A 26543-nucleotide genomic window follows, 5' to 3' on the forward strand; every position below is an offset into this window, starting at 1 on the left:
TGCCCAGCAGGAAGCGATGCAGCAAGCTGAGGCCGCGCAGGGCAGCGCGAAGGTTGCTGTTGTAGGTGACCCTGAGCTTCACCGTGGTGAGAATATGGTGAGCTTGAAGGTTGCAAATCCTGGGTTGGATGCGGCCCGGATGCGTGTTGAGGTTGTCTACCCGTCGGGGAAGGCCGAGCAGACTGTGACGGTTGCAGGCCAAGGCGAGGCGACGGTTGCGCTGCCAATCAGTGTTGGTGTGGTTAAGACGTCGTCGTTGCCGTTGGATGTGCGTGTGGTCAATGAGGATGGCTCGCAGGCCTTTGCTGGCCGGTTTGATGTTGCCGCGGTCATGGATGCGGATGTTGATGGTGATGCGATGGCTGGTGCGCCTCGTAAACCGCAGCAGAATACACAGACTGCCCCGTCGACGGCGAAGGCTGGTAAGCATGAGTCCTCGCAGTTGACGACGGCGCAGCGTCCAGCGCCGACTGCTCGCGACGATAACGCAAGCCAAGCTGGTGAGACGAATATCGCGGCGATTGTTGCTCCGATTGTGGTGCTGCTGCTGTTAATTGGTGGTGGTGTTGCCGCTGCGATGGCTGGTGGTCTGCACTTCTAGCCGGATGTGATGTGGGGCCTGTGGTGCCGGGAGTGCTCCTGGTGGCATGGGCCCTTTTCGTTGTGCGGGGGTTGGGATTGTTCCCTGCAGGTCTGTGGTGCCGGGAACGTTCTTTGTTTTCTTCGCCAGATGCATTTTTGATGAAACCTGTTCATAAAGAACACATCTAACCTCGAAGTTTAAATACGGCTTGTGTCAGTCAAAGGTTATTCTGCCAGCTACCTCCTCAACACAACGTCCCAAAGACCCGAGTTCCTGGGACATGCCTTCTGTTACTCCCGCCTTCGCTTCGCTCAGCTGCCCCAGTAGACCCGGACGACAATAAATTCATACAGCCGAGCCGCTACAGTCGGCTCGGCTCCGTTGACGGTGGCGGTACCAACTACTTGGAACAGGGCAGTACCGAGTCTTCGGAATGTCTTCGGAACACCGGTACCAAAACCCGCAGCTGACACGCGTAGCTGTCTTAGCGTGAGCCGTCGGCATCCGCAAGGGTGTCGACGGAGCTTGAGGACGTAAACGTCTGTTTATCGGTTGCTGAGGAGGTTATAGATCGGCCTGGCTAGATGCATCAAAAAGCTAGCGACCACCATTGGTGGTCGCTAGCTAAAGGTGTGGGCAAGTCTTCTGAAATTACCGTTGATTTCCACTCATATTATTCCTCAAGCGGTAAATGTCAGCGGCTAACCCTGAGGCGACAAGCATAGCGCTGGCTGCAAGAAAATTTCGGCTAAAAAGCACGACGATTCCCGCAATTGCCATAATCACTGAAGATATGATGTATAGTTTATTTACATCCATTCATGCCTCCGCTTTTACTGTATCTTAGCTAAAATGAAATGATACACGTCGCGAGCTGGGTAAACATAGATGCTGGTCGACCGGGTTGGGCCTGAAAGCCGAAATAGTTCCCTGAGGGAGATGAACTATGTTCAGGAGCGTGTGGAAGGCCTGAGGGCGGCGCACCAAAATCCGGGTTTTGCTCTCGCTAGCAATCGGAATCCCCTGGTCGCGCCTGCTTGCGATGGGAATGTGGTGCCCAGCCAACACACAGGCAGATAGTACTGAAGCGTCTGATGATTTGTGTGTGTCGCGTGTGAATAGTGTGACTGGTGTGCGCTAGAGTGTCGCGTATGTATGTAGCCCCTAGACTTCGCTCTGCAACCGCGGCTTTTGTAGCCGCGACGCTTGCCCTTGCGCTTACTGTTTTTGCACCTCAATCGTTGAGCTCCCACGCGGATGCTCAATCGATCCCTGGTCTGATCTCTGGCGTTGATGTGGCTGATCACCAGCGCCCTGGTGGTGCGCCAATCAACTGGAAGATGGCTGGAACGGTCGGTGGGCAGCACTTTGCGTTCGTCAAGGCGACTGAGGGAACGACGTACAAGAACTCGTTTTACGAAGAAGATGTCAAAGCTGCTGCAGATGCAGGTTTGAAGGTCGGTGCATATCACTATGCGCGACCGGGGATGGACCCTATTGCGCAGGCTCGCCACTTCGCAAACGTCATTAACGCTGGCCCTGCGCAGCAGCTGCCACCAGTTCTTGACCTTGAGGTCGATGAGGGGCTTGGTCCAACACAGCTCGCGGCGTGGACGCAGATCTTCCTCACTGAGTTGGAGCGTGCATCGGGCAAGCGGCCGATGCTCTATACCTACCGTTATTTCTGGTACGAGCGGATGAACAACACCAACGCGTTTACTAGCTACCCGCTGTGGCTTGCCGCATACCAGAACCAGCCGCCACGTCCGGTCGGTGGCTGGGACAAGTTGACGTTCTGGCAGCGCAGCGACTCCGGCCGGGTCGCTGGTATTCCGGCGACTGTCGATATGAACTTGTTTAACGGCACCGGTGCACAGTTCGGCGGTTTCGCCGCTGGCAATCTCGGTTCCGCAGGTGGCGTCCTTGAGACGTTCCAGGTGCCGGACTCCGATCAGCTTGAGGTTCTGGAACAGAACAGCACGGCGCTGGTCGTCGCGATCCTCGCGTTGGCTGCCGGTGCCCTGGGTGCATCACAGGTTGCGTCGGAGGCTGCGAAATTCGGCTTCGATATTAAGGACGCGAACAACATCGCTGGCCTTGTCCAGCGCCTGGCTTCTCAGGGCGAACTGCCCGTGGATGACCTGCGTAACATGATGATTGGTGATTACCAGGTTGGTGACCTGCTGATCCTGTTGGATAACGCTGCGCACTAGACGTCGGTAGGCGCGTCGTAGCGAGGGCTCGTAGCAAGGCTACGGGCCCATTTTTCGTGCTTGAACTGCGCAGGCACGGCGCCTTTGAGCAGTTCACGGTTTAGCGAAGGGCTGGCCTCGATTGGTGTGTTTGCGGCGATGAGGACGATGTTGCCGTAGCGGCGGCCTTTCAGCATTGGTGGGTCCGCGATAGCGGCAACGTGTGGCCACACTTCGAGCATGCCAGCCAGTTCTTCCTTCGCTTCTTTGAGATCCGCGTGGCTGCCGCAGTTTGCCACATATATTCCTGACGGGCTGAGTGATTTCCGCGCTTGCTCGAAGAACTCCACCGTGGTCAGGTTTCGTGGAGTGATCGCTGATGAGAAGACATCGCGAATGATGATGTCGCGGGTGTTGGGTTTGAAGCTGTCGGTGACTTCGCGGGCGTCACCGACTCGTATTTTAACGACCGGTGAACGGGGGATATCGAAAAGTTCGCGGGCGAGCTCGGCAAGTGACATGTCAATTTCCACGACAGTGTTGCGCGAGCCGTTCCACTTAGAAGCAAAGTAGCGGGGCAGTGTGCAGGCAGCGCCACCGAGGTGGGTTAGGCGTGGTTTGGGCCAAAGGGGGACGTCGACAAGCTGTTGGTCGTTCAGAAAATCAGCGATCCACCTCATGTATTCGAAGTCCAGCCGTTCGGGGTCGCCGGGGACGATGTGGGAGCTCGGCACGCCGTTGACGAGGAGCACCATGGAGCCGTCCGGTTCGTGGAGAACCTCCGCGACGCCGGTATCGATTTCATGGAATTCACTTTTTGCTGCCATGCACAGTGACAGTACCTTACGCCTTCACGTCGGCATGGCGCAGGTACACGACGGACGCAAGCCACGCTGTGGCAGTAAGCAGCAGGGTGCTTGCGAGGACGCCGGACACCGCACTCCACTCGAGGACACCCGAGCCCGCGACTGCGTTACCGCCCATCCACAGCATCGTGGCCACGCCGACGGGAGGAAGCAGAAACTGCGCTACTGTGGCGCCGGCAGCAATTGCACCAAAAGCGACGAGGCTGGCCACCACGCCAAGGGCGACTGGCATGGCAAAGTTGCGGACCAGCATTGAAGCGAAGCTTTGCCACGCGGCCACTGCCATCGCAGGAACCACAGCGAGTAAGGACGATGCGAGTAGGGCCATCGGCGGCATGTCTGATAGGCCAGCGACCCAACCACCGATAGTGCTCAAGACGATGAACACGCACTGCATAATTGAGGTCATCGCGATGAGTACAGCAAGTTTTGCGGTGACCAGACTCGCCGCCGATCTGGACGAGGTAAGCAACGTGTTCCAGTTGCCGCCACGGTGCTCAACGCGCCACGTGGAGGACGCGAGAATCGAAATACCCGCCACCATGAAAAGCATGCCGTAAAATAGCGTCGCCTGGGACCAATAGCTCGTCCACCCGGATTCCAAAGTCTCAGAGTTGGCGGCGTAGTTGCCAGCACCGAAGACGACGGAGACGAGTGGGATGGCGACGGCAACGATTGTGATGTAAGTGCGCCGAAGTTTACAAAACTCGTTAACGATCATGTCCATGATTAGATTTCTTTCCTGTCGAGTATTCGCGTTATTGCAACGAACCCTGTAGCGAGCAACACGATGTAGACACACCACGAAGCCCAACCTGGTTGCGTAGGAACTGCGCCTTCGTTAGCGAAGGTGTATGGGAGTAGGACTGCAAAATAGCCGAAGGGGTTCATCTCAGCGAGCCACACAGGGGAAAGCAGCGAGGTGATGCCGAGGAAGCCTCCCGCCACGCCAAATGCCAGCACTCCTACTTGCGATTCAGTGACCGCTGCGAGCATGACCATGGCGCTGGTGATCGCTAGGCTAGTGACAACGGCTGCAACTCCGTACACTGCCCAGGCTCCAGCTGTGCTTCCGCTAGGCATCGGCGCACCCAGCAATACTGGTAGCGCGATGCACGCCGTGAACTCCATCAGCTTGAGCGTGACGATGAGAGGCGCCACTACTCGGAACTTTCGTCGCAGCAGCGAGCCCTTGCGGACGCCAGCAACCGCGTTGAGCAGCCACCCGCCACTTGCATGCTCGTTATCGACGGCGCGACTGGCAATGAGCGCCAATTGCAGTGGGGTGAGAAATGCGAGCGACATCGCAACCGCAATCAGTTGGCCCGACCATGCTGCCTCCGGGGCAGCGGTGAACGCGTCGATTTGGCCGTCTGAGAACAAACTCATACAAGCGAACAGTACGATGCCCAGGGAGAGCACGCCGCCCAGTAGCGAGATGTGCGTACGACGCAGCTTCAAGAATTCGATGCTCATGCGCTAAGCCCCTTGCGTCCTGTCATCCCAATAAAAATTTCTTCCAGGCTGCGGTGCTTTCGCAGAACCTGGTAGATCGGGACTCCGTGATGGACGAGCTGCGCGCATGCAGTAGCAACGGCCTCCTCGGTAAGTCCGGGTAGTTCTACGCCCCCGGAAACGATGCGTGGTTGCAAGTCTCGTAGAACTTCGGTGGCAACGGCTGCCTGTGGGGTTTGGACGTAGACGTCGGGGAGGTGGGCGTCGAAAAGCTGCTGCTTCGAGCCTTGAAATATGAGCTTGCCTTGGTTGATAATGCTGAAGCTGGTGGCCATCTTCTCCATTTCGGAGAGCAAGTGACTTGAAACGAGGACAGTACGGCCTTCGTCGCGTGCGAGACTGATGATAAGCTCGCGGATTTCTTCGATACCCGCAGGGTCGAGGCCGTTGGTTGGTTCATCGAGGATGAGCAATTGAGGGTCGCGTACGAGCGCGATTGCGATGCCGAGGCGTTGCTTCATGCCGAGCGAATAGTTCTTGACCTGTTTGTCCATGTGCTTTTCCAAGCGAACAAGTCGTACCGCGCGCTGCGCGTTTGCAGAATCGGCTTTGAATAGACGCGTCACAATCTTCATGTTCTCCGCACCGGTGAGGTGCGGGTATGCCGCTGGCGACTCGATGAGTGAGCCGATGCTAGCGAGTACCTCGCCGCGTGTTGAGCGGGTCATCGGCTGCCCCAGCACGGTGATCTCCCCGGCAGTTGGTGTGGTCAGGCCGAGCAACATTTTCATTGTGGTTGATTTGCCGGAGCCGTTCGGCCCCAGGAGCCCGTGCACGGCGCCCTGCGGAACCTCAAGCGAAAGCTTGTCGACGACTGTGTGCGCACCGTAGACCTTCGTCAGGCCCTTCGTAGTAATGATTGGTGAGTTCATAGTGTTCACTATCGCCAAGTGAGGCTCCGAAAGCGTCGGAGCTTGGTACGATCTTGCAAGTCATACCGGGGGATGATGGTGGTTAGCCGTCGAGGAGATCGGAACGATCGACAAGGCCCGTGCGATAGGCGAAGAGCGCCGCATGCACGCGGTCGCGCGACTGGGTCTTGGACAAGATCCTCCCGACATGCGTCTTCACCGTTGGCATGGAAATGAACATGCGCTCAGAGATCTCCGAGTTTGACCAGCCGCGACCGATTGCGATGAGTACTTCGCGCTCGCGGGCAGTGAGCTCGCCAAGCGCCATGCGGTCAGTCGCAGAAATTGAAAGCTCCTCGTCGGCGTGTGCGGCTTGGCGCGTGCTGTGAGAGATCCGAGCAATGATGCGTTTGGTGGCGCGCGGAGAGATGACGGCATCGCCAGCAGCGACGGTACGGATGGCGTCGAGAAGTTCCTCGGGTTGTGTGTCCTTGAGCAAGAACCCACTGGCGCCGGCCCGCAGTGCGTCCACGACGTAATCCTCGTCATCGAACGTGGTGAGGATAATGACCTTGGTTTGCGGGAAACGGCTGGCGTACTCGGCTGTCGCGGCAATGCCGTCGAGGATGGGCATTTGCACATCCATCAGCACTACATCGACCGGGTGGGATGCCTGTTGCTCGAGTGCCTCAGCGCCGTTCGAGGCCAGCCAATCGACGCCCAAATCTGTCTGGGAGTCGATGACGAGCTGGATACCGTGGAGGAAGAGTGCCTGGTCGTCGACGATCCCTAAGCGAATTGTGCTCATGCATGCTCCAACGTGTCGGGGTGTATCACTCCGGCGAGACCTTGCTCAACGTAGGGGATTCGCACTTGCGTGACCCACTCTGCACGCCCGCTGTTGGTGGGGGTGGGGCCTGCCTGCAAAGTTGCCCCGATAAGAGCGGCGCGCTCCCGCATCCCACGCAAGCCGTGGCCATTGACAAGGCTTGCTGCAGTGCCATCGAATCCATTGCTCACACGGATTACCACTTGTTTTTCCTCCCACGTCACATCAAGCAAAGCAGCGCCGTCGCCGTGTTTGAGCGCATTCGTGAGAGCCTCCTGGACCACGCGTCTGGCCGCAAGGGACGTAGCAAGTGGTAGCTGCTCTGGTGCAGATCCCGTTTGCGAGTAAGTGATATCCAGGCCGCCGAGTCGACTCGTACGAACCAGCTCTTCGAAATCTAGAGACACTGGTGAAGGTTCCACCGACCGCGACTCGGGCGCGCGAAGGAGCGCGACCACTTCGCGCATTTGCGCCAGGGATTCCCGTCCGACCTCTCCGATTACTCGAAGGGCTTTGTCGCAGTCCCCGCCGTAGCGTCCGCCATCGGCCTGCGCAACAATCACAGTGAGCGAATGGGTAACCACGTCGTGGATCTCGCGGGCAAGGAACGCGCGTTGCTCAGACATAGCCTGTTGAAGCTCGATCCGTTGCTGCCGCAGCGCCTGCTCGAGCTCGCGGGTTGCGGCTTCTTCGGTCCGCCTGCGTAGCTCGCCGAAGAGTCCAGCCGCCACTAGCAACGTGGCGCTCCACGCGAGGTAGGGAAGCTGCTGCTCAAAGGGCATGCTCCGAGGCACGGGCGATACGAGTGAGAGTGCCACGAGGTCTCCTGTAACGAGCGCAATGGCAGCGAAGTCGCGAAGAACTGGGCGAACATTGCGACGGATGATGTAGGCAGTGAAGACCCCAACGACAATCACCGCTACCGTGAGGTTCGTGCTGAATGCACGCATCCCCAATAGGACGAATGCGGTGAGCACAGTTGCAGTTGGCCATCGCCAGCGGGAAAAAGGGGCGACGATAGCCCACAGCAGGAGAGGTACGACCGCCCATGCAGATCTCGTGGCACTCAGGACACCAAGCGAAGCACACACGCCGAGGACAAAAGCGATGCTTGCGTCACGAATGCGGACCGGCATGCGGGCAGTAAAGGGAGGCATATCCATAACCTAATCGACCTGCGCAGGGCTGTCGTCATGCCACGGTATGATTCGCCGGGCGCTTTCCTTCTCCTTCTACTCGCGGGTACACTTCCGCCACATGCGAGTTTTAGTGGCGATGAGTGGAGGCGTGGACAGCTCGGTGGCCGCAGCACGCCTTGTCCAGGCTGGCCACGACGTTGTGGGAGTGCATCTGGCGCTCTCACAGGACCCGCAGGCCACCAGAGAGTCGGCACGCGGGTGTTGCTCGCTGGAGGATTCTGCGGACGCTCGACGTGTGTGCGACAAACTCGGGATTCCATTTTATGTGTGGGACTTTTCCGATCGCTTTAAAGCTGAGGTCATTGATAATTTCGTGTGGTCGTACGAGCATGGTGAGACCCCGAATCCATGCCTGCGATGCAACGAGAAAATCAAGTTTGCTGCCTTGCTTGAGCGCGCTGTCGCGCTTGGGTTCGACGCGATCGCTACCGGCCATTACGCAACTATCGACGAAGACGGGAACCTGCGGCGCTCGGTGGACCCGCTGAAAGACCAGTCTTATGTGTTGGGAGTGCTGACGCGTGATGAGCTTGACAAGTGCATCTTCCCAGTCGGTGATACGGAAAAACCTCAGATTCGTGAGGAGGCGGCAGCGTTCGGGTTCGCTACCGCGCAGAAGCCGGACTCCTACGATATTTGCTTTATCCCGGACGGCAACACCCAGGCATTTTTGGGTAGGTCCATCGGTATGCGCCCAGGAATCGTGCGCGATCAGGACGGCACCGAGCTCAAAGAGCACGACGGCGCGTTCCAGTACACCATCGGACAGCGCCGCGGCCTCAACCTTCGCGTGCCAGCCCAGGACGGAAAGCCGCGCTACGTCACCGATGTCGACGCCACCACGGGCACGGTTACTGTCGGGCCGCGCGAAGCGCTCAAAGTCTGGCAGATCGACGCAGACCGCCTGAAAGTATTGCATCCGGCGATGCAAGGTGAGTTCGCGGCCAATGTACAGATCCGTGCGCACGGCGGGGTCGTCGCCTGCCACGCACGCGTTGAGGGCAACAGCATGCATCTCGAGTTGGAGACGCCCCTGGAGGGAGTCGCGCGAGGGCAGGCTGCCGTGCTGTACTTGCCTGACCCGGACGGGCGCGGTGACGTGGTGCTGGGGTCCGGCACGATTTGTGGGACTTCGAGCGTGCAACCATGACGGCGTTCGGCCTCGGGGAGTTACCCGGCACAGACCTCGTCACCGCCGCGGACGTTGTGCTTTCAGAATCACCGCTGCCACACATTCCACAGCTGCCAGAGCGTGGGATCGGGAGTGACCTGATTGGGCGAACAGCCGCGTTGCTCGACATTCCCATCGACCGCGGTCCGCGCGGATGGCGCGTTGGTACCCAGCACCGGGCGGTGCGTGACCAGATGGATCGCGACCTGGATGTCCTGGAATCGCTGTGGGCCGGCAAGCTCGATGCGATCAAAGTCCAGGTTGTCGGTCCTTGGACACTTGCAGCAGAAATTGAGATGCGCAATGGACACCGCATGATCACGGACACTGGTGCGCTGCGGGATGTGACCGAGGCGCTTGCACAGGCTATTGACGATCATCGAGAGGATGTGGGGCGTCGATTAGCGCCGACAGTGCTGCAAATCGACGAGCCAAGCCTCGACGCCGTGATGCGAGGCTCGCTGCGTGGTGCGACTGATGCCGAACGCATCCCGGCGTACCCAGAACCGGAGGAGCGCCTCGCAGGCTTTGGTAAGTACCTGCTCCACGCGCCAGTGATGATCAACGTCCCTTGGCAGACCGTAGACCTTGCGGACCTACAATCAACCGCCGAAAAAGACCGCTTTGCGCAACTGCTCGATCGCGGCAGCCGCTTCTCGCTTGCACCCATGCGGCCAAGGGACGTGTGGAACGTGCTCGACGAACTCCAAACCGCCCCTGAGGCCTGCAGCTTCGACGTGTGGGCACGACCCGCGGATACGTTGAAACAGGCCGCTGCGAACTACCGTGAAGCCGCTGAAATGGCGGAAGGGCTGCGCTAACTCGCATCCCCGATCATCGGCCACGACGTCGTGAGGTTTGAGACATCACGCCCCTTCGACTCGAAGAACTCCCGCAACTCTGTTTGGAGTTTGTAGTACTCCACGGCCTGAAACTCCATCAACTCGTCCGTGCTCATCTGGGCGAGTTCAGGGTAGGTGGAGCGGACCTGCTTCCACGCAAGGCGCGCAGCGGCGGTCGCATCAGCCGTCGCATCGTGAGCGTTGTCGAGCTTCACTCCGTACAGCTCGCACAGAGCGCCGAGGTTGCGTTTCCCCTTCCTGTAGCGGTCCTTCGCCCGGTCGATGACGAGAGGGTCGAAAACCGGGCCGGTTACAGTGAAGTCTCCGGTGAGCTGTCGCAGCACAGAAAGGTCATACGGCGCGTTAAAAACGATGAGAGTGAGGCCGTCCTCCCAACCGCGCTTAATCATGTCAACTGTTTCTTGCAAGACCTCATCGTGCGGGCGGCCGTGCGCGCGGGCGTACTCCGTGGTGATGCCGTGGACCGCGGCAGCCTCTGCGGGGATCTCAACCCCTGGGTCCGCGAGCGCCTCGTGCGCGTTCGCCTGCGCACCGTCGATCGTGACAAGGGAGGACGTCACAATACGAGCAGTGCGTGGGTTCACAGAAGTCGTCTCGAGGTCGAAGGACATCATGCGGGATGCGTCGAAGAAAGCCATGCACATTACCTTACTAACCGTGTCGGACAGAGACGCTAGACTTGCACGTTATGAACGAAAATGTGAACGAATTGCCTGCTAATGACGTCGATGTGCGTCGACTCTGGGATGAGATTGCCAGCCAAGTTCGCCACCATCGGGATCTGTACTACAACAGCCAACCCGTTATTAGTGACGCCGAGTTTGATGAGCTTTTCCAGCGCTTGGTGCGACTTGAGGAAGAGCACCCCGAGCTCGCTGTTCCGGACTCACCGACGATGCAGGTCGGTGCGCCGACCGGCGGTGCATTCGACGATGTCGAGCACCTCGAACGGATGATGAGCCTAGATAATGTTTTCTCGGAGGCAGAGCTACGAGACTGGCTGGCAAAGGCGCCGGGCCCGTATCTGACAGAGCTCAAGATCGACGGGCTTTCGATCGACCTCGTGTATGAAAACGGCGAGCTGGTTCGCGCTGCTACGCGTGGTGACGGGCGCGTGGGCGAGGACATTACGGCCAATGCAAAGGTCATTGAAGATATTCCGCACCAGCTGCAGGGCGATGCCCCGGCGCTAGTCGAGGTGCGAGGGGAAGTTTTTATCCGGCCCGAGGACTTCCCAGATCTCAACGCTGCTCGCATCGAAGAGGGCGGGAAACCGTTCGCGAATCCGCGCAACGCGGCTGCCGGAGGCTTGCGTCAAAAGGATCCCGAGGATGTGAAAAAGCGCAAACTGCGCATGATTTGCCATGGTATCGGCGCACGTGAGGGGTTTGCTCCGGCAACCCAACACGAAGCTTATGAGCAAATGGCCGCCTGGGGCCTACCAGTTTCGGAGTATACAAAGCGCGCAGCAACTGCTGACGCGGTGGTGGATGCCGTTCGCTATTGGGAACAGCACCGCCACGACGCGATCCACGAGATGGATGGGCTCGTTGTAAAAGTCGATGCGGTTGAGGAACAGCGCCAACTAGGAGCGACGTCGCGGGCGCCACGGTGGGCGATTGCGTACAAGTACCCGCCGGAGGAGGTCACGACGAAACTGCTCGATATTGAGGTTTCCGTTGGGCGAACTGGTCGCGTAACACCGTACGCGGTAATGGAGCCGGTCTTTGTGTCTGGTACGACTGTCGCCATGGCGACGTTGCACAATCCGACCGAGGTCCGCCGCAAGGGCGTCCTCATTGGTGACACGGTCGTAGTGCGTAAAGCTGGCGAGATTATCCCTGAGGTGTTGGGTCCCGTCGCAGATCTTCGCACTGGAGAGGAGCGGGAGTTCGTGTTCCCCGCGGAGTGCCCAAGTTGCGGGGCAACCTTGGCGCCTGCGAAGGAAGGGGATGCGGACTGGCGCTGCCCGAATACGCGCTCATGCCCGGCCCAGCTGGCGCAACGCCTGAAGTACCTCGCCAGTCGTGGCGCCTTTGACATTGAGGCGCTGGGCGAGAAGGGCGCGCAGGACATGATTGACACAGGTGTGATCCAAGACGAGGGTGACCTGTTTGATCTCACAGAGGAAGACCTCAAGAAGTCACAGGTCTACACCACGAAGAAAGGTGCGGTAAATGCCTCTGGCCGTAAGCTGCTGGAGAACCTCGACACTGCGAAAAATGCCGATTTCTGGCGAGTCCTCGTCGCGCTTTCAATTCGACACGTCGGTCCGACCGCAGCTCGTGCACTCGCCTCCCGTTACGGCAGCATGGAAGCGCTTGTCGACGCCCCACTGGAGGACCTTGCGCAAACAGACGGAGTAGGCGCCATCATTGCGGAATCGTTCCAAGAGTGGTTCCGCGTTGACTGGCACCGCGAGATCGTCGAAAAGTGGACAGCTGCTGGCGTGACGATGGAAGTTGATGCCGCCGACGTTGCTCCGCAAACCCTTGAGGGGATCACCGTGGTGGTGACGGGCACGCTCGAGGAATACACACGTGATGGCGCGAAAGAAGCGATCGTGTCGCGTGGTGGTAAGGCGTCGGGGTCTGTGTCAAAGAAGACGGACTTTGTGGTCGTCGGCGAAAATGCCGGTTCAAAAGAGCAAAAGGCGCGTGAGCTCGGCCTCAGGATTCTCAACGAGGAAGAGTTCACGCGCCTGCTCGAACAGGGGCCAGAAGGAGTTGAAGACTAGGAAATTATCGAACCGATGATGGTTCCCAAGTCTCCGATCTGAGCTACCTCTGATGCAAGGAAATCAGGGCCGCCGATGCGACCAACGACGAGAATGTACTCGGAGGCGCCGAGGGGAGTGATGGCAAGCGCGGTATCGAGTTGCCACCACGATTCTGGTGTCCACGTGTCATTGTCCGGAACGAGCACCCGCGCATGCTCGAGCGGCGGCATGATTGGGTGGGATTGGTCATCTTCTGGTGCAGCCTGGGAGGCGCACAGGCGGTCGAGTCCTTCGGGGGTGTGCTTCAGCACCACGGCCCAGGAAGAGGTCATTGCCTGGGGGATCATCACGGTTAACTCGTCGAGTGCCTGCTTCGGATTGTTTGCAAGCTCGGCGATTTTCGCCAGCATCCGGATGTGCCCACTGCGGTCAACGCGCCCAGTGAACGGGCGGATCGAATCAACTTCAACGCCGTCGATGGCTGAAGCTGCTGTAATGAGTGCGTCGACCATCGTTCCGGTGGGCAGGCTGACGACAATGTCGTCAGTGACGGTACCGCTTGGATCAGTCTCGACGATGTCGACGGACTGAATATTTGCGTCGATTACGCCGAAGGCTTCCGCGAGTTCGCCAAGACTGCCGGGTAGGTCGGGCAAGGTCACTCGTACGAGGTAAGACATAGGCTCTTTTATAGCACTGCATACGGACAGCATGCTGCCAATTACATGAATATATGCATGCAATTGTAAAAATGAGGCGAAAAGGGATGGGGCGATGGTGTGGTGTTGCCTAGTGCGATGCGGGTTCTGGGGATAACGTAGAATGAACACGTTTTAGTGGCTAACCTACGGTAAAGATTGGACTTCACATTGGCTGAGATTTCACGCGATGAGGTCTCCCGCATCGCACGCCTTGCGCGAATTGCGTTGCAGGAGGATGAGCTTGACCAGATCGCCCAGCAGCTCGACACCATTGTTGACGCTGTTTCGAAGGTGCAACAGGTCGACACTGATGGGGTGGAGCCGATGAGCCACCCCCACTCGATTGACGCTGGCATGAGGCCGGACGTCGAGAAGAAGACGTTGACGCAGGCGCAGGCCCTTGACCAGGCCCCTGAAGTTGATGAAGAGCGCTTCGTAGTTCCACAGATCCTTGGAGAAAGTGAGTAGGCATGACTGAGTACACGCTTCCATCTGAAGGCATTGTGTCGCTTCCAGCTCACGTGCTTGCACAGAAGATCCAATCCGGCGAGCTGACGTCGCGCGAGGTTACCCAGGCATTCCTGGACCGCATTGCGGAGACTGATAACGAGCTTGGGGCATTCCTGCATGTCGGCGCCGAGGAGGCTCTCGCTGCGGCAGACGCGGTGGATGCCCAGGTTGCTGCTGGTAAGCCGCCGGCTTCAAAGCTGGCTGGTGTACCACTGGCGCTGAAGGATTTGCTGGTGACGACGGATGCTCCGACCACCGCTGCATCGAAGATGCTTGAGGGATACCGCAGCCCGTACGACGCTACGGTAGTCCGCAAGTTGCGCGAGGCCGGTATCCCAATTCTGGGCAAGACGAACCTCGACGAGTTTGCGATGGGTTCCTCCACTGAGAACTCCGCCTATCAGGTCACCCGTAACCCGCATGACCTCGAGCGTGTTCCGGGTGGATCTGGCGGTGGTACCGCTGCTGCACTTGCCTCTGGCCAGGCACCAATTGGTATTGGCACTGATACCGGTGGCTCTATTCGTCAGCCCGCATCGCTGACAGGCACCGTCGGTGTGAAGCCGACGTACGGCGGTGTTTCCCGCTACGGTGTGATCGCTTGTGCGTCATCGCTGGATCAGGTTGGACCGTGTGCGAACAACGTCCTCGACACGGCGTTGCTGCACGAGATTATTGGCGGCCACGACGAGTTCGACGCCACAAGCGTTGATACTCCGGTACAGGAGCTCGCAGCTGCCGCCGAGCAGGGCGCTTCGGGCGATCTGTCTGGCGTGAAGATCGGGCGCGTGAAGCAGTTCTCGCGCCCAGGTACCCAGCCAGGCGTCACTGAGCGTATCGACGCCGCCTTTGCACAGTTCGAACGTCAGGGCGCAGAGATCGTCGAAGTGGACTGCCCGAGCTTCGACGACGTTATGGGTGCGTACTACATCATCCAGATGTCCGAGGTTTCGTCGAACCTAGCGCGCTTTGACGGTATGCGCTATGGCCTGCGCACGGGTGACGACGGCAAGCACTCTGCGGAAGAGGTTATGGCGTCGTCCCGTGGTGACGGCTTTGGTCCGGAGGTGAAGCGTCGCATCATCCTCGGCACGTATGCGTTGTCTGTTGGTTACTACGACGCCTACTACCTGCAGGCGCAGCGTGTGCGTACCCTCATCGCGCAGGATTTCCGTCGGGCGTTTGAGAAGGTGGATGTCATCGCTGGCCCTGCCGTTCCTCAGACTGCGTTCAAGATCGGGGAGAAGGTCGACGATCCGTTGGCAATGTACAACTTTGACCTCTTCACCTTGCCGTTGAACCTGGCAGGCCTCCCGGGCATGAGCGTACCTGCGGGGACGGCAAGCGATACTGGTCTTCCTGTTGGCCTGCAGATTATTGCTCCTGCTTTTGAAGATGAGCGCCTGTACCGTGTTGGTGCGGCGTTTGAGGCTGGACGCTAGCATTCTTATCTGGCATATCCACCACGACCCCGCAGGTTACTGCCGCGGGGTCGTTTTCATTTTGATAACACCTTAATCGCCTATGTTGTGGATTTGTGTGTGAATGGGAGCATCAATTTGATGCCTGTGACCAGGGGTAATTTGATTTTTGGGCATGCGGAATAAGCCCTTTTGCCTTGAAAGCGCTAGGGTTGTGTGTATGCGACTTGCCACTCTTACCTCCGGCGGCGACTGCCCAGGGCTGAACGCCGTCATTCGCGGAATCGTCCGAACTGCCAGCGCGGAATATGGCTCGACAGTTGTCGGGTACCTCGATGGCTGGGTCGGGCTGATGGAAGACCGCAGGATTGACCTGTACGACGATGCGTTTATCGATTCGATTTTGCTGCGCGGCGGCACCATCCTGGGGACCGGCCGTTTGCACCCCGACAAGTTCAAAGCCGGTATCGACACTATTAAGGCGAATATGGATGACGCCGGTATCGACGCCCTGATCGCCATTGGCGGCGAAGGTACCCTCAAAGGTGCCAAGTGGTTGTCCGATAATGGCATTCCGGTTGTCGGCGTTCCAAAGACCATTGACAACGACGTTGCCGCAACTGACTACACGTTCGGCTTTGACACCGCAGTATCGGTTGCTACCGACGCGATTGACCGCCTGCATACGACTGCGGAATCACACAACCGCATCTTGATCGTCGAAGTGATGGGCCGCCACGTCGGCTGGATTGCACTCCATGCCGGTATGGCAGGTGGTGCACACTACACGGTCATCCCTGAGGACCCATTCGACATTGCAGATATTTGCAAGGCAATGGAGCGCCGCTTCCAGATGGGAGAGAAGTACGGCATCATCGTTGTCGCCGAAGGCGCTATCCCGAAAGAGGGCACGATGGATGCAGGCCTCGGTGAGGAAGACGAGTTCGGCCACAAGACCTTCAACGGGATGGGGCAGATCATCGCTGACGAGATTAAGCGCCGCCTTGGTTACGATGTCCGAACTACGGTGCTGGGGCACATCCAGCGCGGTGGTACGCCAACGGCGTATGACCGAGTGCTTGCCACCCGTTACGGCGTGCACGCAGCCCGTGCCGCACACGAAGGCAACTTTGATACCTGTGTAGCTCTGCACGGTGAGGATATCGACCTCGTGCCGCTCGAGTCCGCGGTGGCACACCTGAAGACGGTTCCGGAACACCGGTATAAAACTGCACGAAGCATGTTTGGATAAGAAATTTTTGGGTGGAGCGCCCGCGCCAGTGCAAAAGATTTTTGCGGAAACTGGCGCGGGCGCTCCTTTTGTGTGTCTATAGTCTGACCTATGACTGTTTCGGTAGGTGAGAAAAGAGAACCATCTAGCGGGACTGCCCAGGACCGCGCTGCATACTTCGCAACGCTGGGCTTCCCCGTGCTAGTACTGATTGGCTTCGCGCTTGGTGCAGCAGCACCTGGCGCGGTGGCCCCAATTTCTGGTTGGACTACGTGGCTCCTGGGCATTGTGATGTTCGGCATGGGGCTTACCTTGCGTCCAGTTGATTTTCGTCTCGTTTTTTCGCGTCCGCTCCCGGTACTCATCGGTGTGGTTGCGCAGTTCGTCATCATGCCTGCAATTGCAGTAGCTATCACTGTGGTGCTCGGTCTGCCGTCTGAAATCGCGGCAGGTGTGATCTTGGTTGGGTGCGCACCAGGCGGGACGTCATCCAACGTCGTTAGCTACCTTTCCCGTGGTGACGTAGCTTTGTCGGTCACTATGACGTCGGTATCGACGCTGCTTGCACCAATAATGACGCCGCTGTTGACTCTGTGGCTGGCAGGTCAGCACATGCCAGTGAGTGCAGCAGCAATGGCGCTGTCGATCGTCAAGATGGTCATCGTTCCAATCGTGCTCGGTCTCGTCGTGCGCCTCGTGCTGCCTCAGCTTGTTGACGCCATCTTGCCTGCGCTGCCGTGGGTCTCTGTGATTGCGATCTCGATGATCGTGGCGATTGTCGTGCAGGGCTCCCGTGAGAAACTTGCAGAGGCTGGTCTCTTGGTGCTGCTGTGTGTAGCAATCCACAACATCCTGGGGTACCTGCTGGGCTACCTGACTGGAAAGGTCACGCGTCAGCCGGAAACCGCTTCTCGAACAATGGCTGTCGAGGTTGGGATGCAGAACTCCGGCCTAGCCGCCACACTTGCCGCACAGTACATGAACCCAGTCGCGGCACTTCCAGCGGCAGTGTTTTCTGTATGGCACAACCTCTCCGGTGCGGTATTTGCGTTCATCTGTCGCTCCGTAGACCAGCGGAAACGTGCTATTGGCGCGCCAAGCGACACGGAGAACTAGGAGAGCACTACACTAGAACACTATGACTGCGTACGACCTGATGGATTACGACGAAGTACTGAAAAAATTCGACCCGGTTATGGGGTTGGAGGTACACGTTGAGTTAGCAACCGAGACCAAGATGTTCTCGACATCTTCAGCCCACTTCGGTGCGGCGCCAAACACCAACGTCGACCCGGTGTCGCTTGGGTTGCCTGGCGCATTGCCCGTCGTTAATGCAAAGGGCGTTGAGTGGGCAATCAAGATCGGCCTTGCGCTGAACTGCAAGATTGCGGAAAGCTCGCGCTTCGCGCGTAAGAACTACTTTTACCCGGATCAGCCGAAGAACTACCAGATTTCGCAGTACGACGAGCCGATCGCGTACGACGGCTACCTGGATGTCCTGCTCGATGACGGTACTGAGTACCGCGTTGAAATTGAGCGCGCGCATATGGAAGAAGACACCGGTAAGCTGACTCACCTCGGGTCTGCCTCGGGGCGCATCACGGGTGCGACGGCCTCGTTGGTTGACTGTAACCGCGCTGGTGTTCCGCTCATTGAGATCGTGACGAAGCCGATTATCGGTGCAGGGGAGCGTGCTCCCGAGGTCGCTCGTGCGTACGTTGGCGCGCTCCGCGAGCTTGTGAAGGCTCTCGGTGTCTCTGATGCACGCATGGACCAGGGGTCGATGCGCTGTGATGCGAACGTTTCGCTACGCCCGATTGGTCAGGAGAAGTTCGGTACCCGTACGGAGACGAAGAACATCAACTCCTTGAAGTCGGTTGAGCAGGCCGTCCGCTTCGAGATGATGCGTCAGGCACAGGCGCTCGTCAACGGCGAAGAGATTGTGCAGGAGACCCGCCACTACCAGGAGAAGGATGGCTCGACGTCGAAGGGGCGTCCAAAAGAAGAGGCCTCTGAGTACCGCTACTTCAACGACCCAGACCTGCCCCCAGTTATCGCGAAGCCTGAGTGGGTGGAGGAGATCCGCAAGACGCTTCCGGAGCTTCCGTGGGTGCGCCGGGCGCGAATCCAGGAAGAGTGGCAGTTGCCTGAGAAGGAGTTCCGCGATTTGGTGAACGCTGGCGCGTTGGATCTGGTTGTGGATACAGTCGAGGAAGGTACGACTCCTGACGAGGCGCGTGCTTGGTGGGTGTCGTACATTCAGAGCAAGGCAAACGAGCTCGGCAAGGATCTTGACGCGGTTGGAGTGACGCCAAAGGACGTTGCTCGTGTGGTCGAGTTGGTGAAAGAAGGCAAGCTGACGACCAAACTGGGTCGCCAGGCTATCGACGGCGTGATTGCTGGCGAGGGCCATGTTGACGAGGTTGTCGCTGCTCGTGGCCTCGAGGTCGTGCGTGATGATGGCGCTATCGAAAAGGCTGTCGACGACGCATTGGCTGCCAACCCGGACATCGTTGAGAAGTACCGAGCCGGCAACAAGAAGGTAACCGGCGCGATTGTCGGTGCCGTGATGAAGGCAACGCAGGGCAAGGCTGATCCTGGTCAGGTGAACAAGCTGATCGCGAAGAAGCTGTCCTAAGCTACATCGCATAAAGGAGCCCCCGCGCCGATTTGAACCGGTGCGGGGGCTCTTCCATGTACTGCAACGAAACGGATCTATTTGCCCTTCGATGCGTTCTTGACGTCCTCGTCGGTGACGGCTGGGAACGTGCCAGTTTCGTACATCTCTGAGTAGGCCTCCCAGTCGATTGGGTCGTCGTGTGAGTCGGCGTCACCAGGTGCACCGTCGTACTCCTCGGAGTCGGGGTCGAGTGCCGGTGCGTCGTCGAGCGAGAACTCATTCTCTGGATCAGCGTGGAGATCCGCAGCGACTTCCTCCTGGACGGATTGCCACAGGTGTGTGTCACCAACGTGAGACTCGGTGACCAGGTCTTCGACCTCTTCGCGCTCCTTCGCGGACAGTTCGCTTTCTGCTGGGTCCAGCGCGGTTTCTGCGAGCTCTGCGAGGCGCTCACGTCGTTTGGTCTCTGCCGCGATACGTCCACGATCCTTAAACCAGGAAATAATCATAACGATCGAGAGCACAAGTCCGAGATAGCCAACGACAGGGTAGACCCAACCAACGAGGGCCGAGAAACCGATGAAAGACAGCGCGAAGCCAATGCCGACCACGATGAAGTAGATCAGTCGGAACTTTTCCTGACGGCCATGAGCGAGACGCCGCGCCATGGCGTAGAACATGCCTACCGCGGTGTTGTAGATCATCAAGTAGATCAGCAGCGAGACGACGAAGCCGACCGCTGGGTGCATGTTGTCAAACACCATGAGCAGTGGGAAGTCGGCGCCGTAGACGCCTTCCATGTTCATGAAAATGATGAAATTCAGGATGACCAGTAGGGTTGCAAAGATGAACCCGCCAAGCAATCCGCCAATGCCGGCTTCGCGAGGGTTGAGCTGCGAGCCCGCAATGACGAGGATCATCGAAACAGCCATGATGATGCATAGCGTTGCGTAGTTGACAGCGGAGAGCAACCAGTTGTTGCCCACACCTGTAGCAGGGGCGTTCTGCATGGAGAGCTCGTTGATTTGGCTGATGTTGTCTGGCATGTTCACCAGCGTGATCATCAGCGCCACGATCACCGCGACGATAAGAAATGGCGTGATGATGGAAATGACGTTCGTGAGCTTGTCGACGTCCAGGAACCCCGAAAGGACAAGCAGGACGGTCATGATGGCCGCGCCCACCCAAGTTGGGAGCCCGAACTGTTGGTCAAGGTTCGAGCCTGCACCGGCGACCATGACGAAGCCGATCGCAAAAAGGGTGAACATCGTGGCGACGTCCATAAATTTCGATACAAGTGGCTTTGATACGTTCTTAAAGACGGCGCTGTGGTCGTCAGCGAGGTAGAAAGAACCCAACTGGAAGAGCGTCGAGCCGACGACGACGATAATGATGCCAGCAACAATCGAGCCGACAAGGCCCCAGTACCCGTACGCGAGGAAGTACTGAATCACTTCCTGGCCGGATGCGAAGCCAGCTCCGACGAGCAACCCCACGAACGCGAGCGCCACACGGATAGATTTACGCATAAAACTTTGTCCCTATTGAATATGTAGAAATCGATATAAATATTTAGCGGTGGCGTTATTGCAACGTCCACCGAACGGGAGTTGATGGTACCAAAGGCATTTCTCCAGCGCACACCATAAAACGGACGGAACAGTAGTGTTAAAGGCTCTGGGGAGTGGCGCTGATAAGCGTTCGGCCTTGGTGGGCGTGGGTCGTGACTATCGAATAAACCGCCTGGTAGTAAGGGAGAAGTTGCCAGGTGATCAGACGGGGGAGGTGAGGGGACGTGTGGAGGGAGAAGCTGGCGTCAAAAAGAATGAGATGCACGCCAAAGCGTTACGGAACTGTTACCTTGGCTAGGCTCGTGCCCTAATGGTCTGGTCCTGCCTTGGCGACGATCTTCTTCATGATTCGGTTGAGTTGGTCGGCCTCTTCCGGCGTAATGGAATCGAATACGAGCTCGCGGAGCTTCTGAAGGTAACCGGGCGTGGACCGCACGATGAATTCGACGCCGTCTTTGGTGAGCGTGGCGATGTTGGTGCGGCGGTCCGTCGAGTCTTGGCTTCGCGCCACGAGCCCACGTCTCTCCAAACGTGCGACGATATGGGACAAGCGTGATGCAGACATCTGTGTTGCCTTCGCGAGTTGGCTCATCGTGATCTTCTGATCGTCAGCTTGTGCGATCTCTACCAGTGCAAGGTAGTCAGACAGATTCATGCTCTCATTGGCCTTGAGTGCTTCGTCAAGGCGGGCAGGGATCCACGAGATCATTGCCCACATAGTGAGCCAAATTTCAGTGTCGTGTTCATCAAGCCAACTGAATCGATGCATGTGATGAGATGTTAGTAACTACAACAGATTTCAACCTAATTTTGTTCAGAGGCCCAGCTTCTGGGGCTACGTTTGAACGAAGGTAGCGTCTCTTAGGGCAAGAAGTTTTGTGGCGCGCCGACGTACAGGCTCGTAATCGGACAGATTTGTTCTAGATTGCTAGGCATGACTGATAAAAACTTGCGCGATGCTACACCCGAGGATGTAAGTGGACTCGAAGGCATTCCTGAGTTTCAGGGATCGGCTCGAGGCGACTCGGCTCAGGGAATCTATTCGATGACGGGGAAGGCTGCTCCCACTGAGGTGTTTCCAAACGCCGACGCTCCGGGCGGCTTCGATGCCACACCGGCGACCGAAACGGTTGTTGCCAACAACACGCTCGATTCGGTGCCGACGACCTATGCGCAACCAGATGTTGCCGCTGACTCTGACCTGGAAGAGGAGAAGGTTGAGCACGCAAAGCGCGGTACGCTCGACTTTGGCTTGCTGATTGCGCGCCTTACCATCGGGCTCGCGCTCATCCTGCAAGCGATTGCGGTGTTCTTCCGTCTAGGCGATTCGGCTGGTATCGGTGGGCTGGAAGCAGAATTTGCTGCGCAGGGCTACGCATTTACCGACGGCCTGGCTATCATCCTGCCGACGTTGCAGCTCGCCGCAGGTGTCTTCTTGCTGCTAGGGCTGTTGACGCCAGTTGCAGCGATGGTGGGCATCGCAGTTACTGGCTTTGCCGTTTTACACAGCATTGTTGTGAGCGGAGTTGGCCTGAACGTGTTCGAGTGGGAACCAGCAACAGTCTTGGCAGCAGTGCTTTTCGGTGTGGTGCTCGCGCTGCAGTTTGCTGGCCCTGGCCTGTACGGCGTCGACGCGACCCGCTCGTGGGCGCGCCGACCACTGGCAAGCTCCTGGATTTTCGCAGTCCTTGGGTTAGCCGCAGCTGGTGCGCTGTGGTGGTTCGGCGCCGGGGTAAACCCGCTCGCCTAACCACGACTGCCCGCTAGTCGAGCTGGCGGACGGCGCCCTTGTCGGCGGACGTTGCCATCTTTGCGTACACCTTGAGAGCCTTCGACACTTCGCGGACACGATTTGGTGTCCACGGGTGCTCGGAGGCTTCCATTGCTTCACGGCGCTTTTCCAGGACGTCTTCGTCGACATCGAGGGTGAGCTCGCGCCGAGACACTGAGATCGAAACGGTATCGCCGTTTTCGATCAGGCCGATGAGGCCACCGTGGGCAGCCTCGGGTGAGATGTGTCCGATGGAAAGTCCTGACGTGCCGCCGGAGAATCGGCCGTCGGTAATCAGGGCGCACTTCGTGCCCAGTCCGGCACCTTTCAAGAAGGAAGTGGGGTGAAGCATCTCCTGCATGCCTGGCCCACCCGCGGGTCCTTCGTAGCGGATCACGACAACCTCACCCTCAAGTACTTCGTGTGCCAAGATCATCGACACCGCCTGCTCTTGCGAGTCCACAACATGCGCCGGTCCCGAGAACTCCCAGAGACCTTCTTCAACACCTGCAGTTTTGAGGATCGCGCCGTCCGGAGCAAGGTTGCCACGCAGGACGACCAAGCCGCCGTCAGAAGCAAACGGGTGGTCGACATCGTGGATCACGCCACGGATGGCATCGGTATCCAGGCTCGGCCACCGCGCTGACTGCGAGCATGCCTGCGTGGTTCGCTTGCCACCCGGCGCGGCGTGGAAGAGTTCGATGGCTTCTTCACATGCGCCGGTGCCACGGATATCCCAGTCCTTGAGCCACTCGTCGAGGGAGTCGTAGACAATTGAGTGCACGTCCTCGTGTAGCAGTCCGCCGCGGTGGAGCTCGCCGAGGATTGCTGGGATGCCTCCGGCGCGGTGGACATCTTCGACGTGGGCTGTGCCGTTTGGAGCAACCTTTGACAGGCACGGGATGTGGTGGGACAGGTCGTCGATATCCGCGAGTGAGAAGTTCACCTCGCCCTCTTGCGCGGCCGCAAGGATGTGCAGAATCGTGTTCGTCGATCCACCCATGGCCATGTCGAGAGCCATTGCGTTGCGGAACGCGTGCACGGTTGCGATCTCGCGCGGCAATACTGAGGTGTCGCCTTCTCCGTAGTAGCGGTTGCACAGGTCAACGATGGTGGCGCCAGCTTTTTCGAACAGCTCACGGCGCGCTGTGTGCGTGGCAAGAGTGGTGCCGTTGCCAGGCAGTGAAAGGCCGAGCGCTTCGGTAAGGCAGTTCATGGAGTTAGCGGTGAACATGCCGGAGCACGATCCACAGGTAGGGCAGGCGCCTTCGACGATGGCATCGAGTTCGTTATCGGAGACAGCATCGTTTGCGGAAAGCGCGATGGCGTCAACAAGGTCGGAGGCTGGCTTTTCGACGCCACCAACGTTAATTGGCTTGCCTGATTCCATCGGGCCGCCGGAGACGAAAACCGTAGGGATGTTAAGCCGCAGTGAAGCATTCAGCATGCCCGGTGTGATCTTGTCACAGTTGGAGATGCATACCATTGCGTCGACGGTGTGGGCGTTGACCATGTACTCCACCGAATCCGCGATGATCTCGCGGCTGGGCAGGGAGTAGAGCATGCCGGAATGACCCATGGCGATACCGTCGTCGACGGCGATGGTGTTGAATTCTTTCGGCACACCGCCAGCGGCGCGTACAGCTTCCACAACAATTTCCCCTACCTCTTTGAGGTGCACGTGGCCAGGAACGAACTGCGTGTATGAGTTGACGATGGCAACAATCGGCTTGCCGAACTCATTTTCTTCTGTACCGGTTGCTCGCCATAGTGCACGTGCGCCTGCAGCTTGGCGGCCAATGGTTGTGACTCGTGAGCGGAGAGGGATCACGGCTTACTCCTTTGTACGTGGCGCGGGCTCGGGCCGTGGCCCGGGCAGATCAGGGTGTGCCTTGACGTATTCGTCGTAGGCTTCTCGCGACATTAATACTTTATTGCCGTCTTTGTTGATGATTTCATATTTTCCGTCGGCGGCTTCCTGCGCCTGCGTGATGACGTCCGTGATTCGGCCCCGGGAAGCTTCTGCAAGTTCCGGTAGCATATTAAAGGTCACGCCGGGCATGGTGTGCGATGCCCCGTCAAGAGTTGTGGCCTTCGCCTTCGCACCCTGAAATGCAATTCCCGCCAGGTCAGACCAGGCGATGGTCACGTTTGGCTTCACCATGTACCGCAGAGCAATGCCGCGTTCGCTGATCGTGGTGGAGGCGGTGAAGATCCAGAGCAACCACGCGAGCGGAATGATCAGCAGCCAGCCAAGAATGAGCGGAGCCCAGGAAATTCCGATCAACGCGATGCCTGTCATGAGGACAACCGCAATGACGTGTTGTTTGCTAGGGCGAAAGGTGGTGGGCGAGTCAGTCATGCAAGTTATGCTAGCCAATCTTGTTACGGCTGCGGGAGTTGCTCTTTATCGACGTCCACTTCGTCCGTCGCCGTCTCTTCCTGAGTAGCTGGCGTGGCCACCGGTTCCGGTCGTTCGTATGTGGATGTTTCGGACGTCCAATCAGATGATTCCGACTCGGTCGTTGTGGATGAAGGCGTGGTTGCTTCGGTGGTTGGCGTGGCTGTTGGAATAGTAGTGGTGACGTCGGACGTGGGGATCTCTTCTTGGGTGGCAGGCATGGGGGCGCTCGTGGATGCAACCGGCCGGGCAGGTGGCGCCCAAACACCGGAATTTGCGTTGCTTTCCTCCGCGGGTTGCAACATGAGGCCGCGGACAATGAGCAGAATGGCGAACCCCGCGAGGAGGAACGCTGTGGACATACGCATAATTCCGCGGAATACGCGCTTCGGTTCAGGTGCGTCGTCATCAGTAAGCGTCAAGTCATCAACTGCTGCCGGATCTTGGGGCACTGGGTCTGTCGCGGGCAGCTTCTGCGTCTGAGGAAAGGACTCTGGAATACGCTCTGTGGGCGTTTGCACATCAAAGTGCCTGGTCGGTTGTTCCAAACCTTGCACCAGTGCGCCCTCGAATGTTGTTGCCGCGCCGTACTCGTTCCAAAACTCGTCGAGGATCGCCATGCGGATTGCGCGCTCCACCTTCCACTGCATCAATGGTTGAGTGCGAACCATCACGCGCATATCCACGGTCCATGAGCTTCCGACAGTTGCGGGGGCGTTTACCGCTACTGCGGGTTGTACTTCGACCTCGTCGATGGTGGCGTCGGCAATGTCGGGTTGCGCAATCGCGCGCTGCGCCGCGGTGAGGGTCCTCTTTAACGCCTCTTCCGCAGACGTTGAACCGAGCAGTGGGACAGGAATGACGACGACCGCGCTGGACCAGTAGTTGGATTGGTTGATGCATATGCGTGCCGTCGAGTTCGGAATAGAGATGGTCGATTGCTCGATGGTCCGGATTTGAGTTGCGCGCATTGTAATCTGGATGACCTCTCCGGAGACGTCAATCCCATTGCCCTGAAATGCGACGTAGTCGCCCACACCAAATTGCTTTTCGCTGAGGATGAAGAAACCCGCCAGGAAATCCGCGATGATGTTCTGTGCGCCAAAACCGATGGCTGCCGATACAACCGTTGCGGGGATGGCGGCACCGGCGAGTGAAAAGCCGAGTTGTTGCAGTGCAAAGACGAAAATCAAGAAGTAGGCAACCATCTGGGCGATGTATACACCGACGCCCACGATTGCTAGGCGGCCCTTCGATTCGTCCGTCTCACCAGACTCTTTGACCTGCCGCTCAGCGTGACGGTTCAGGAAACGGCCAGCTCGTGGCACTAAAAATGCGAGTGTGAGCAGGAGAGCGAGGTTGATCCCCGTCTCCGCGAACCAGCGCCAAATCTGTTCGGCAATGTATGACATCGGCATAGTTTTTGAATAATAATCCAAATCCCTCACATTCCCCTGTGGAATGTGTATGATTCAACTCATGATCATTTCGCACGTACTAGTCATTCTTATTCCGCACCGGCGCTTGCC

Annotated in this window: 24 protein-coding genes; 11 read left to right on the forward strand and 13 right to left on the reverse strand. The window is 58.2% G+C overall.

The annotated features are described in order from the left end of the window. On the forward strand, positions 1–601 hold a 601-nt coding region (locus JMN37_RS07355; protein WP_252931491.1), incomplete at its 5' end, for a hypothetical protein. A 1133-nt stretch (positions 602–1734) separates the two neighbouring features. Next, positions 1735–2796 (forward strand): glycoside hydrolase family 25 protein, encoded by a 1062-nt coding sequence (locus tag JMN37_RS07360; RefSeq protein ID WP_070479191.1) that lies wholly within the window; start codon positions 1735–1737, stop codon positions 2794–2796. Here JMN37_RS07360 and JMN37_RS07365 read toward each other — a convergent pair. From JMN37_RS07365 to JMN37_RS07390, 6 genes are all read right to left on the reverse strand, one after another. After that, positions 2793–3602, reverse strand: a complete 810-nt coding sequence (locus JMN37_RS07365) for a spermidine synthase (RefSeq protein ID WP_070479190.1) — start codon at positions 3600–3602, stop codon at positions 2793–2795. The two genes, JMN37_RS07360 and JMN37_RS07365, sit on opposite strands and share 4 nt — an antisense overlap. Positions 3603–3618: 16 nt before the next feature. Continuing rightward, positions 3619–4368, reverse strand: coding sequence for an ABC transporter permease (locus JMN37_RS07370; RefSeq protein ID WP_252931492.1), 750 nt, complete (start codon positions 4366–4368; stop codon positions 3619–3621). Positions 4369–4370: 2 nt separating this feature from the next. Beyond that, complete coding sequence (locus JMN37_RS07375; RefSeq protein ID WP_252931493.1) at positions 4371–5117, reverse strand: ABC transporter permease; 747 nt, start codon at positions 5115–5117, stop codon at positions 4371–4373. Beyond that, positions 5114–6028 carry an ABC transporter ATP-binding protein gene (locus JMN37_RS07380; RefSeq protein ID WP_252931495.1) on the reverse strand — a complete coding sequence of 305 codons (915 nt, stop codon included), beginning with the start codon at positions 6026–6028 and terminating at the stop codon, positions 5114–5116. Before JMN37_RS07380 ends, JMN37_RS07375 begins: the two co-directional genes overlap by 4 nt. A gap of 82 nt (positions 6029–6110) precedes the next feature. After that, positions 6111–6815, reverse strand: a complete 705-nt coding sequence (locus JMN37_RS07385) for a response regulator (RefSeq protein ID WP_070362596.1) — start codon at positions 6813–6815, stop codon at positions 6111–6113. Beyond that, positions 6812–7999 carry a sensor histidine kinase gene (locus JMN37_RS07390; RefSeq protein ID WP_252931497.1) on the reverse strand — a complete coding sequence of 396 codons (1188 nt, stop codon included), beginning with the start codon at positions 7997–7999 and terminating at the stop codon, positions 6812–6814. The genes JMN37_RS07385 and JMN37_RS07390 overlap by 4 nt, the downstream gene beginning before the upstream one ends. A gap of 94 nt (positions 8000–8093) precedes the next feature. Between JMN37_RS07390 and mnmA the strand changes: the two genes are divergently transcribed. Together mnmA and JMN37_RS07400 are read left to right on the forward strand one after the other, a co-directional pair. Continuing rightward, positions 8094–9185: a tRNA 2-thiouridine(34) synthase MnmA gene (mnmA, locus tag JMN37_RS07395; RefSeq protein ID WP_070479184.1), complete on the forward strand. Its 1092-nt coding sequence runs from the start codon at positions 8094–8096 to the stop codon at positions 9183–9185. Next, positions 9182–10027, forward strand: a complete 846-nt coding sequence (locus JMN37_RS07400) for a uroporphyrinogen decarboxylase/cobalamine-independent methonine synthase family protein (protein ID WP_252931499.1) — start codon at positions 9182–9184, stop codon at positions 10025–10027. The genes mnmA and JMN37_RS07400 overlap by 4 nt, the downstream gene beginning before the upstream one ends. Here the strand turns inward: JMN37_RS07400 and JMN37_RS07405 are convergent. Continuing rightward, positions 10024–10707 (reverse strand): 3'-5' exonuclease, encoded by a 684-nt coding sequence (locus tag JMN37_RS07405; RefSeq protein WP_070363535.1) that lies wholly within the window; start codon positions 10705–10707, stop codon positions 10024–10026. The genes JMN37_RS07400 and JMN37_RS07405 overlap by 4 nt on opposite strands. Positions 10708–10757: 50 nt before the next feature. Here JMN37_RS07405 and ligA point away from each other — a divergent pair, with 50 nt between their 5' ends. Next, positions 10758–12806 carry an NAD-dependent DNA ligase LigA gene (ligA, locus tag JMN37_RS07410; RefSeq protein ID WP_252931500.1) on the forward strand — a complete coding sequence of 683 codons (2049 nt, stop codon included), beginning with the start codon at positions 10758–10760 and terminating at the stop codon, positions 12804–12806. Here ligA and JMN37_RS07415 read toward each other — a convergent pair. Next, positions 12803–13468, reverse strand: coding sequence for an ACT domain-containing protein (locus JMN37_RS07415; protein ID WP_252931501.1), 666 nt, complete (start codon positions 13466–13468; stop codon positions 12803–12805). The genes ligA and JMN37_RS07415 overlap by 4 nt on opposite strands. 189 nt (positions 13469–13657) lie before the next feature. Between JMN37_RS07415 and gatC the strand changes: the two genes are divergently transcribed. The 5 genes from gatC to gatB all read left to right on the forward strand — a co-directional run bounded on the left by gatC (position 13658) and on the right by gatB (position 19289). Continuing rightward, entirely contained in the window at positions 13658–13957 is a 300-nt protein-coding gene (gatC, locus tag JMN37_RS07420) for an Asp-tRNA(Asn)/Glu-tRNA(Gln) amidotransferase subunit GatC (protein ID WP_070362590.1), read from the forward strand. A gap of 2 nt (positions 13958–13959) precedes the next feature. Further along, positions 13960–15441, forward strand: a complete 1482-nt coding sequence (gatA, locus tag JMN37_RS07425; RefSeq protein WP_252931502.1) for an Asp-tRNA(Asn)/Glu-tRNA(Gln) amidotransferase subunit GatA — start codon at positions 13960–13962, stop codon at positions 15439–15441. A 199-nt stretch (positions 15442–15640) separates the two neighbouring features. Beyond that, positions 15641–16672 (forward strand): 6-phosphofructokinase, encoded by a 1032-nt coding sequence (locus JMN37_RS07430; protein ID WP_070479179.1) that lies wholly within the window; start codon positions 15641–15643, stop codon positions 16670–16672. A gap of 90 nt (positions 16673–16762) precedes the next feature. Continuing rightward, positions 16763–17767: a bile acid:sodium symporter family protein gene (locus JMN37_RS07435; protein WP_070976362.1), complete on the forward strand. Its 1005-nt coding sequence runs from the start codon at positions 16763–16765 to the stop codon at positions 17765–17767. 22 nt (positions 17768–17789) lie between these two features. Then, positions 17790–19289: an Asp-tRNA(Asn)/Glu-tRNA(Gln) amidotransferase subunit GatB gene (gene gatB, locus JMN37_RS07440; RefSeq protein ID WP_252931504.1), complete on the forward strand. Its 1500-nt coding sequence runs from the start codon at positions 17790–17792 to the stop codon at positions 19287–19289. Between the two features lie 77 nt (positions 19290–19366). Here gatB and JMN37_RS07445 read toward each other — a convergent pair whose 3' ends face one another. Further along, a complete protein-coding gene (locus tag JMN37_RS07445; RefSeq protein WP_070362585.1) occupies positions 19367–20800 on the reverse strand; it encodes a YkvI family membrane protein in 1434 nt (477 codons plus the stop codon). 349 nt (positions 20801–21149) lie between these two features. Next, a complete protein-coding gene (locus JMN37_RS07450) occupies positions 21150–21611 on the reverse strand; it encodes a MarR family winged helix-turn-helix transcriptional regulator (RefSeq protein ID WP_070362584.1) in 462 nt (153 codons plus the stop codon). 165 nt (positions 21612–21776) lie between these two features. Between JMN37_RS07450 and JMN37_RS07455 the strand changes: the two genes are divergently transcribed. Next, positions 21777–22592, forward strand: coding sequence for a DoxX family protein (locus tag JMN37_RS07455; protein WP_070362583.1), 816 nt, complete (start codon positions 21777–21779; stop codon positions 22590–22592). A gap of 13 nt (positions 22593–22605) precedes the next feature. Here JMN37_RS07455 and ilvD read toward each other — a convergent pair whose 3' ends face one another. The 3 genes from ilvD to JMN37_RS07470 are packed head-to-tail and all read right to left on the reverse strand — an operon-like array spanning position 22606 to position 26426. Then, the gene (gene ilvD, locus JMN37_RS07460; protein ID WP_252931506.1) at positions 22606–24444 is read right to left on the reverse strand and encodes a dihydroxy-acid dehydratase; all 1839 of its coding nucleotides are present in this window, start codon (positions 24442–24444) and stop codon (positions 22606–22608) included. Between the two features lie 3 nt (positions 24445–24447). After that, positions 24448–24975, reverse strand: coding sequence for a PH domain-containing protein (locus JMN37_RS07465; RefSeq protein WP_252931508.1), 528 nt, complete (start codon positions 24973–24975; stop codon positions 24448–24450). A gap of 23 nt (positions 24976–24998) precedes the next feature. Then, positions 24999–26426: a mechanosensitive ion channel family protein gene (locus JMN37_RS07470; protein ID WP_252931510.1), complete on the reverse strand. Its 1428-nt coding sequence runs from the start codon at positions 26424–26426 to the stop codon at positions 24999–25001. Between the last annotated feature and the right edge of the window lie 117 nt (positions 26427–26543).

Source organism: Corynebacterium lipophilum (assembly GCF_024102595.1).
Taxonomy (GTDB): Bacteria; Actinomycetota; Actinomycetes; order Mycobacteriales; family Mycobacteriaceae; genus Corynebacterium; species Corynebacterium pseudogenitalium.

Bases quoted from the DNA above. Each gene is read 5' to 3' on its own strand.
- ligA (WP_252931500.1), top strand. From the start codon at position 10,758: ATGAACGAAAATGTGAACGAATTGCCTGCTAATGACGTCGATGTGCGT.
- mnmA (WP_070479184.1), top strand. From the start codon at position 8,094: ATGCGAGTTTTAGTGGCGATGAGTGGAGGCGTGGACAGCTCGGTGGCC.
- JMN37_RS07415 (WP_252931501.1), bottom strand. From the start codon at position 13,468: ATGTCTTACCTCGTACGAGTGACCTTGCCCGACCTACCCGGCAGTCTT.
- JMN37_RS07405 (WP_070363535.1), bottom strand. From the start codon at position 10,707: ATGGCTTTCTTCGACGCATCCCGCATGATGTCCTTCGACCTCGAGACG.
- JMN37_RS07400 (WP_252931499.1), top strand. From the start codon at position 9,182: ATGACGGCGTTCGGCCTCGGGGAGTTACCCGGCACAGACCTCGTCACC.
- JMN37_RS07435 (WP_070976362.1), top strand. From the start codon at position 16,763: ATGACTGTTTCGGTAGGTGAGAAAAGAGAACCATCTAGCGGGACTGCC.
- JMN37_RS07465 (WP_252931508.1), bottom strand. From the start codon at position 24,975: ATGACTGACTCGCCCACCACCTTTCGCCCTAGCAAACAACACGTCATT.
- JMN37_RS07390 (WP_252931497.1), bottom strand. From the start codon at position 7,999: ATGGATATGCCTCCCTTTACTGCCCGCATGCCGGTCCGCATTCGTGAC.
- JMN37_RS07430 (WP_070479179.1), top strand. From the start codon at position 15,641: ATGCGACTTGCCACTCTTACCTCCGGCGGCGACTGCCCAGGGCTGAAC.
- JMN37_RS07380 (WP_252931495.1), bottom strand. From the start codon at position 6,028: ATGAACTCACCAATCATTACTACGAAGGGCCTGACGAAGGTCTACGGT.
- JMN37_RS07375 (WP_252931493.1), bottom strand. From the start codon at position 5,117: ATGAGCATCGAATTCTTGAAGCTGCGTCGTACGCACATCTCGCTACTG.
- JMN37_RS07450 (WP_070362584.1), bottom strand. From the start codon at position 21,611: ATGCATCGATTCAGTTGGCTTGATGAACACGACACTGAAATTTGGCTC.
- gatB (WP_252931504.1), top strand. From the start codon at position 17,790: ATGACTGCGTACGACCTGATGGATTACGACGAAGTACTGAAAAAATTC.
- JMN37_RS07455 (WP_070362583.1), top strand. From the start codon at position 21,777: ATGACTGATAAAAACTTGCGCGATGCTACACCCGAGGATGTAAGTGGA.
- gatA (WP_252931502.1), top strand. From the start codon at position 13,960: ATGACTGAGTACACGCTTCCATCTGAAGGCATTGTGTCGCTTCCAGCT.
- JMN37_RS07385 (WP_070362596.1), bottom strand. From the start codon at position 6,815: ATGAGCACAATTCGCTTAGGGATCGTCGACGACCAGGCACTCTTCCTC.
- JMN37_RS07470 (WP_252931510.1), bottom strand. From the start codon at position 26,426: ATGTCATACATTGCCGAACAGATTTGGCGCTGGTTCGCGGAGACGGGG.
- JMN37_RS07445 (WP_070362585.1), bottom strand. From the start codon at position 20,800: ATGCGTAAATCTATCCGTGTGGCGCTCGCGTTCGTGGGGTTGCTCGTC.
- JMN37_RS07370 (WP_252931492.1), bottom strand. From the start codon at position 4,368: ATGGACATGATCGTTAACGAGTTTTGTAAACTTCGGCGCACTTACATC.
- JMN37_RS07360 (WP_070479191.1), top strand. From the start codon at position 1,735: ATGTATGTAGCCCCTAGACTTCGCTCTGCAACCGCGGCTTTTGTAGCC.
- JMN37_RS07365 (WP_070479190.1), bottom strand. From the start codon at position 3,602: ATGGCAGCAAAAAGTGAATTCCATGAAATCGATACCGGCGTCGCGGAG.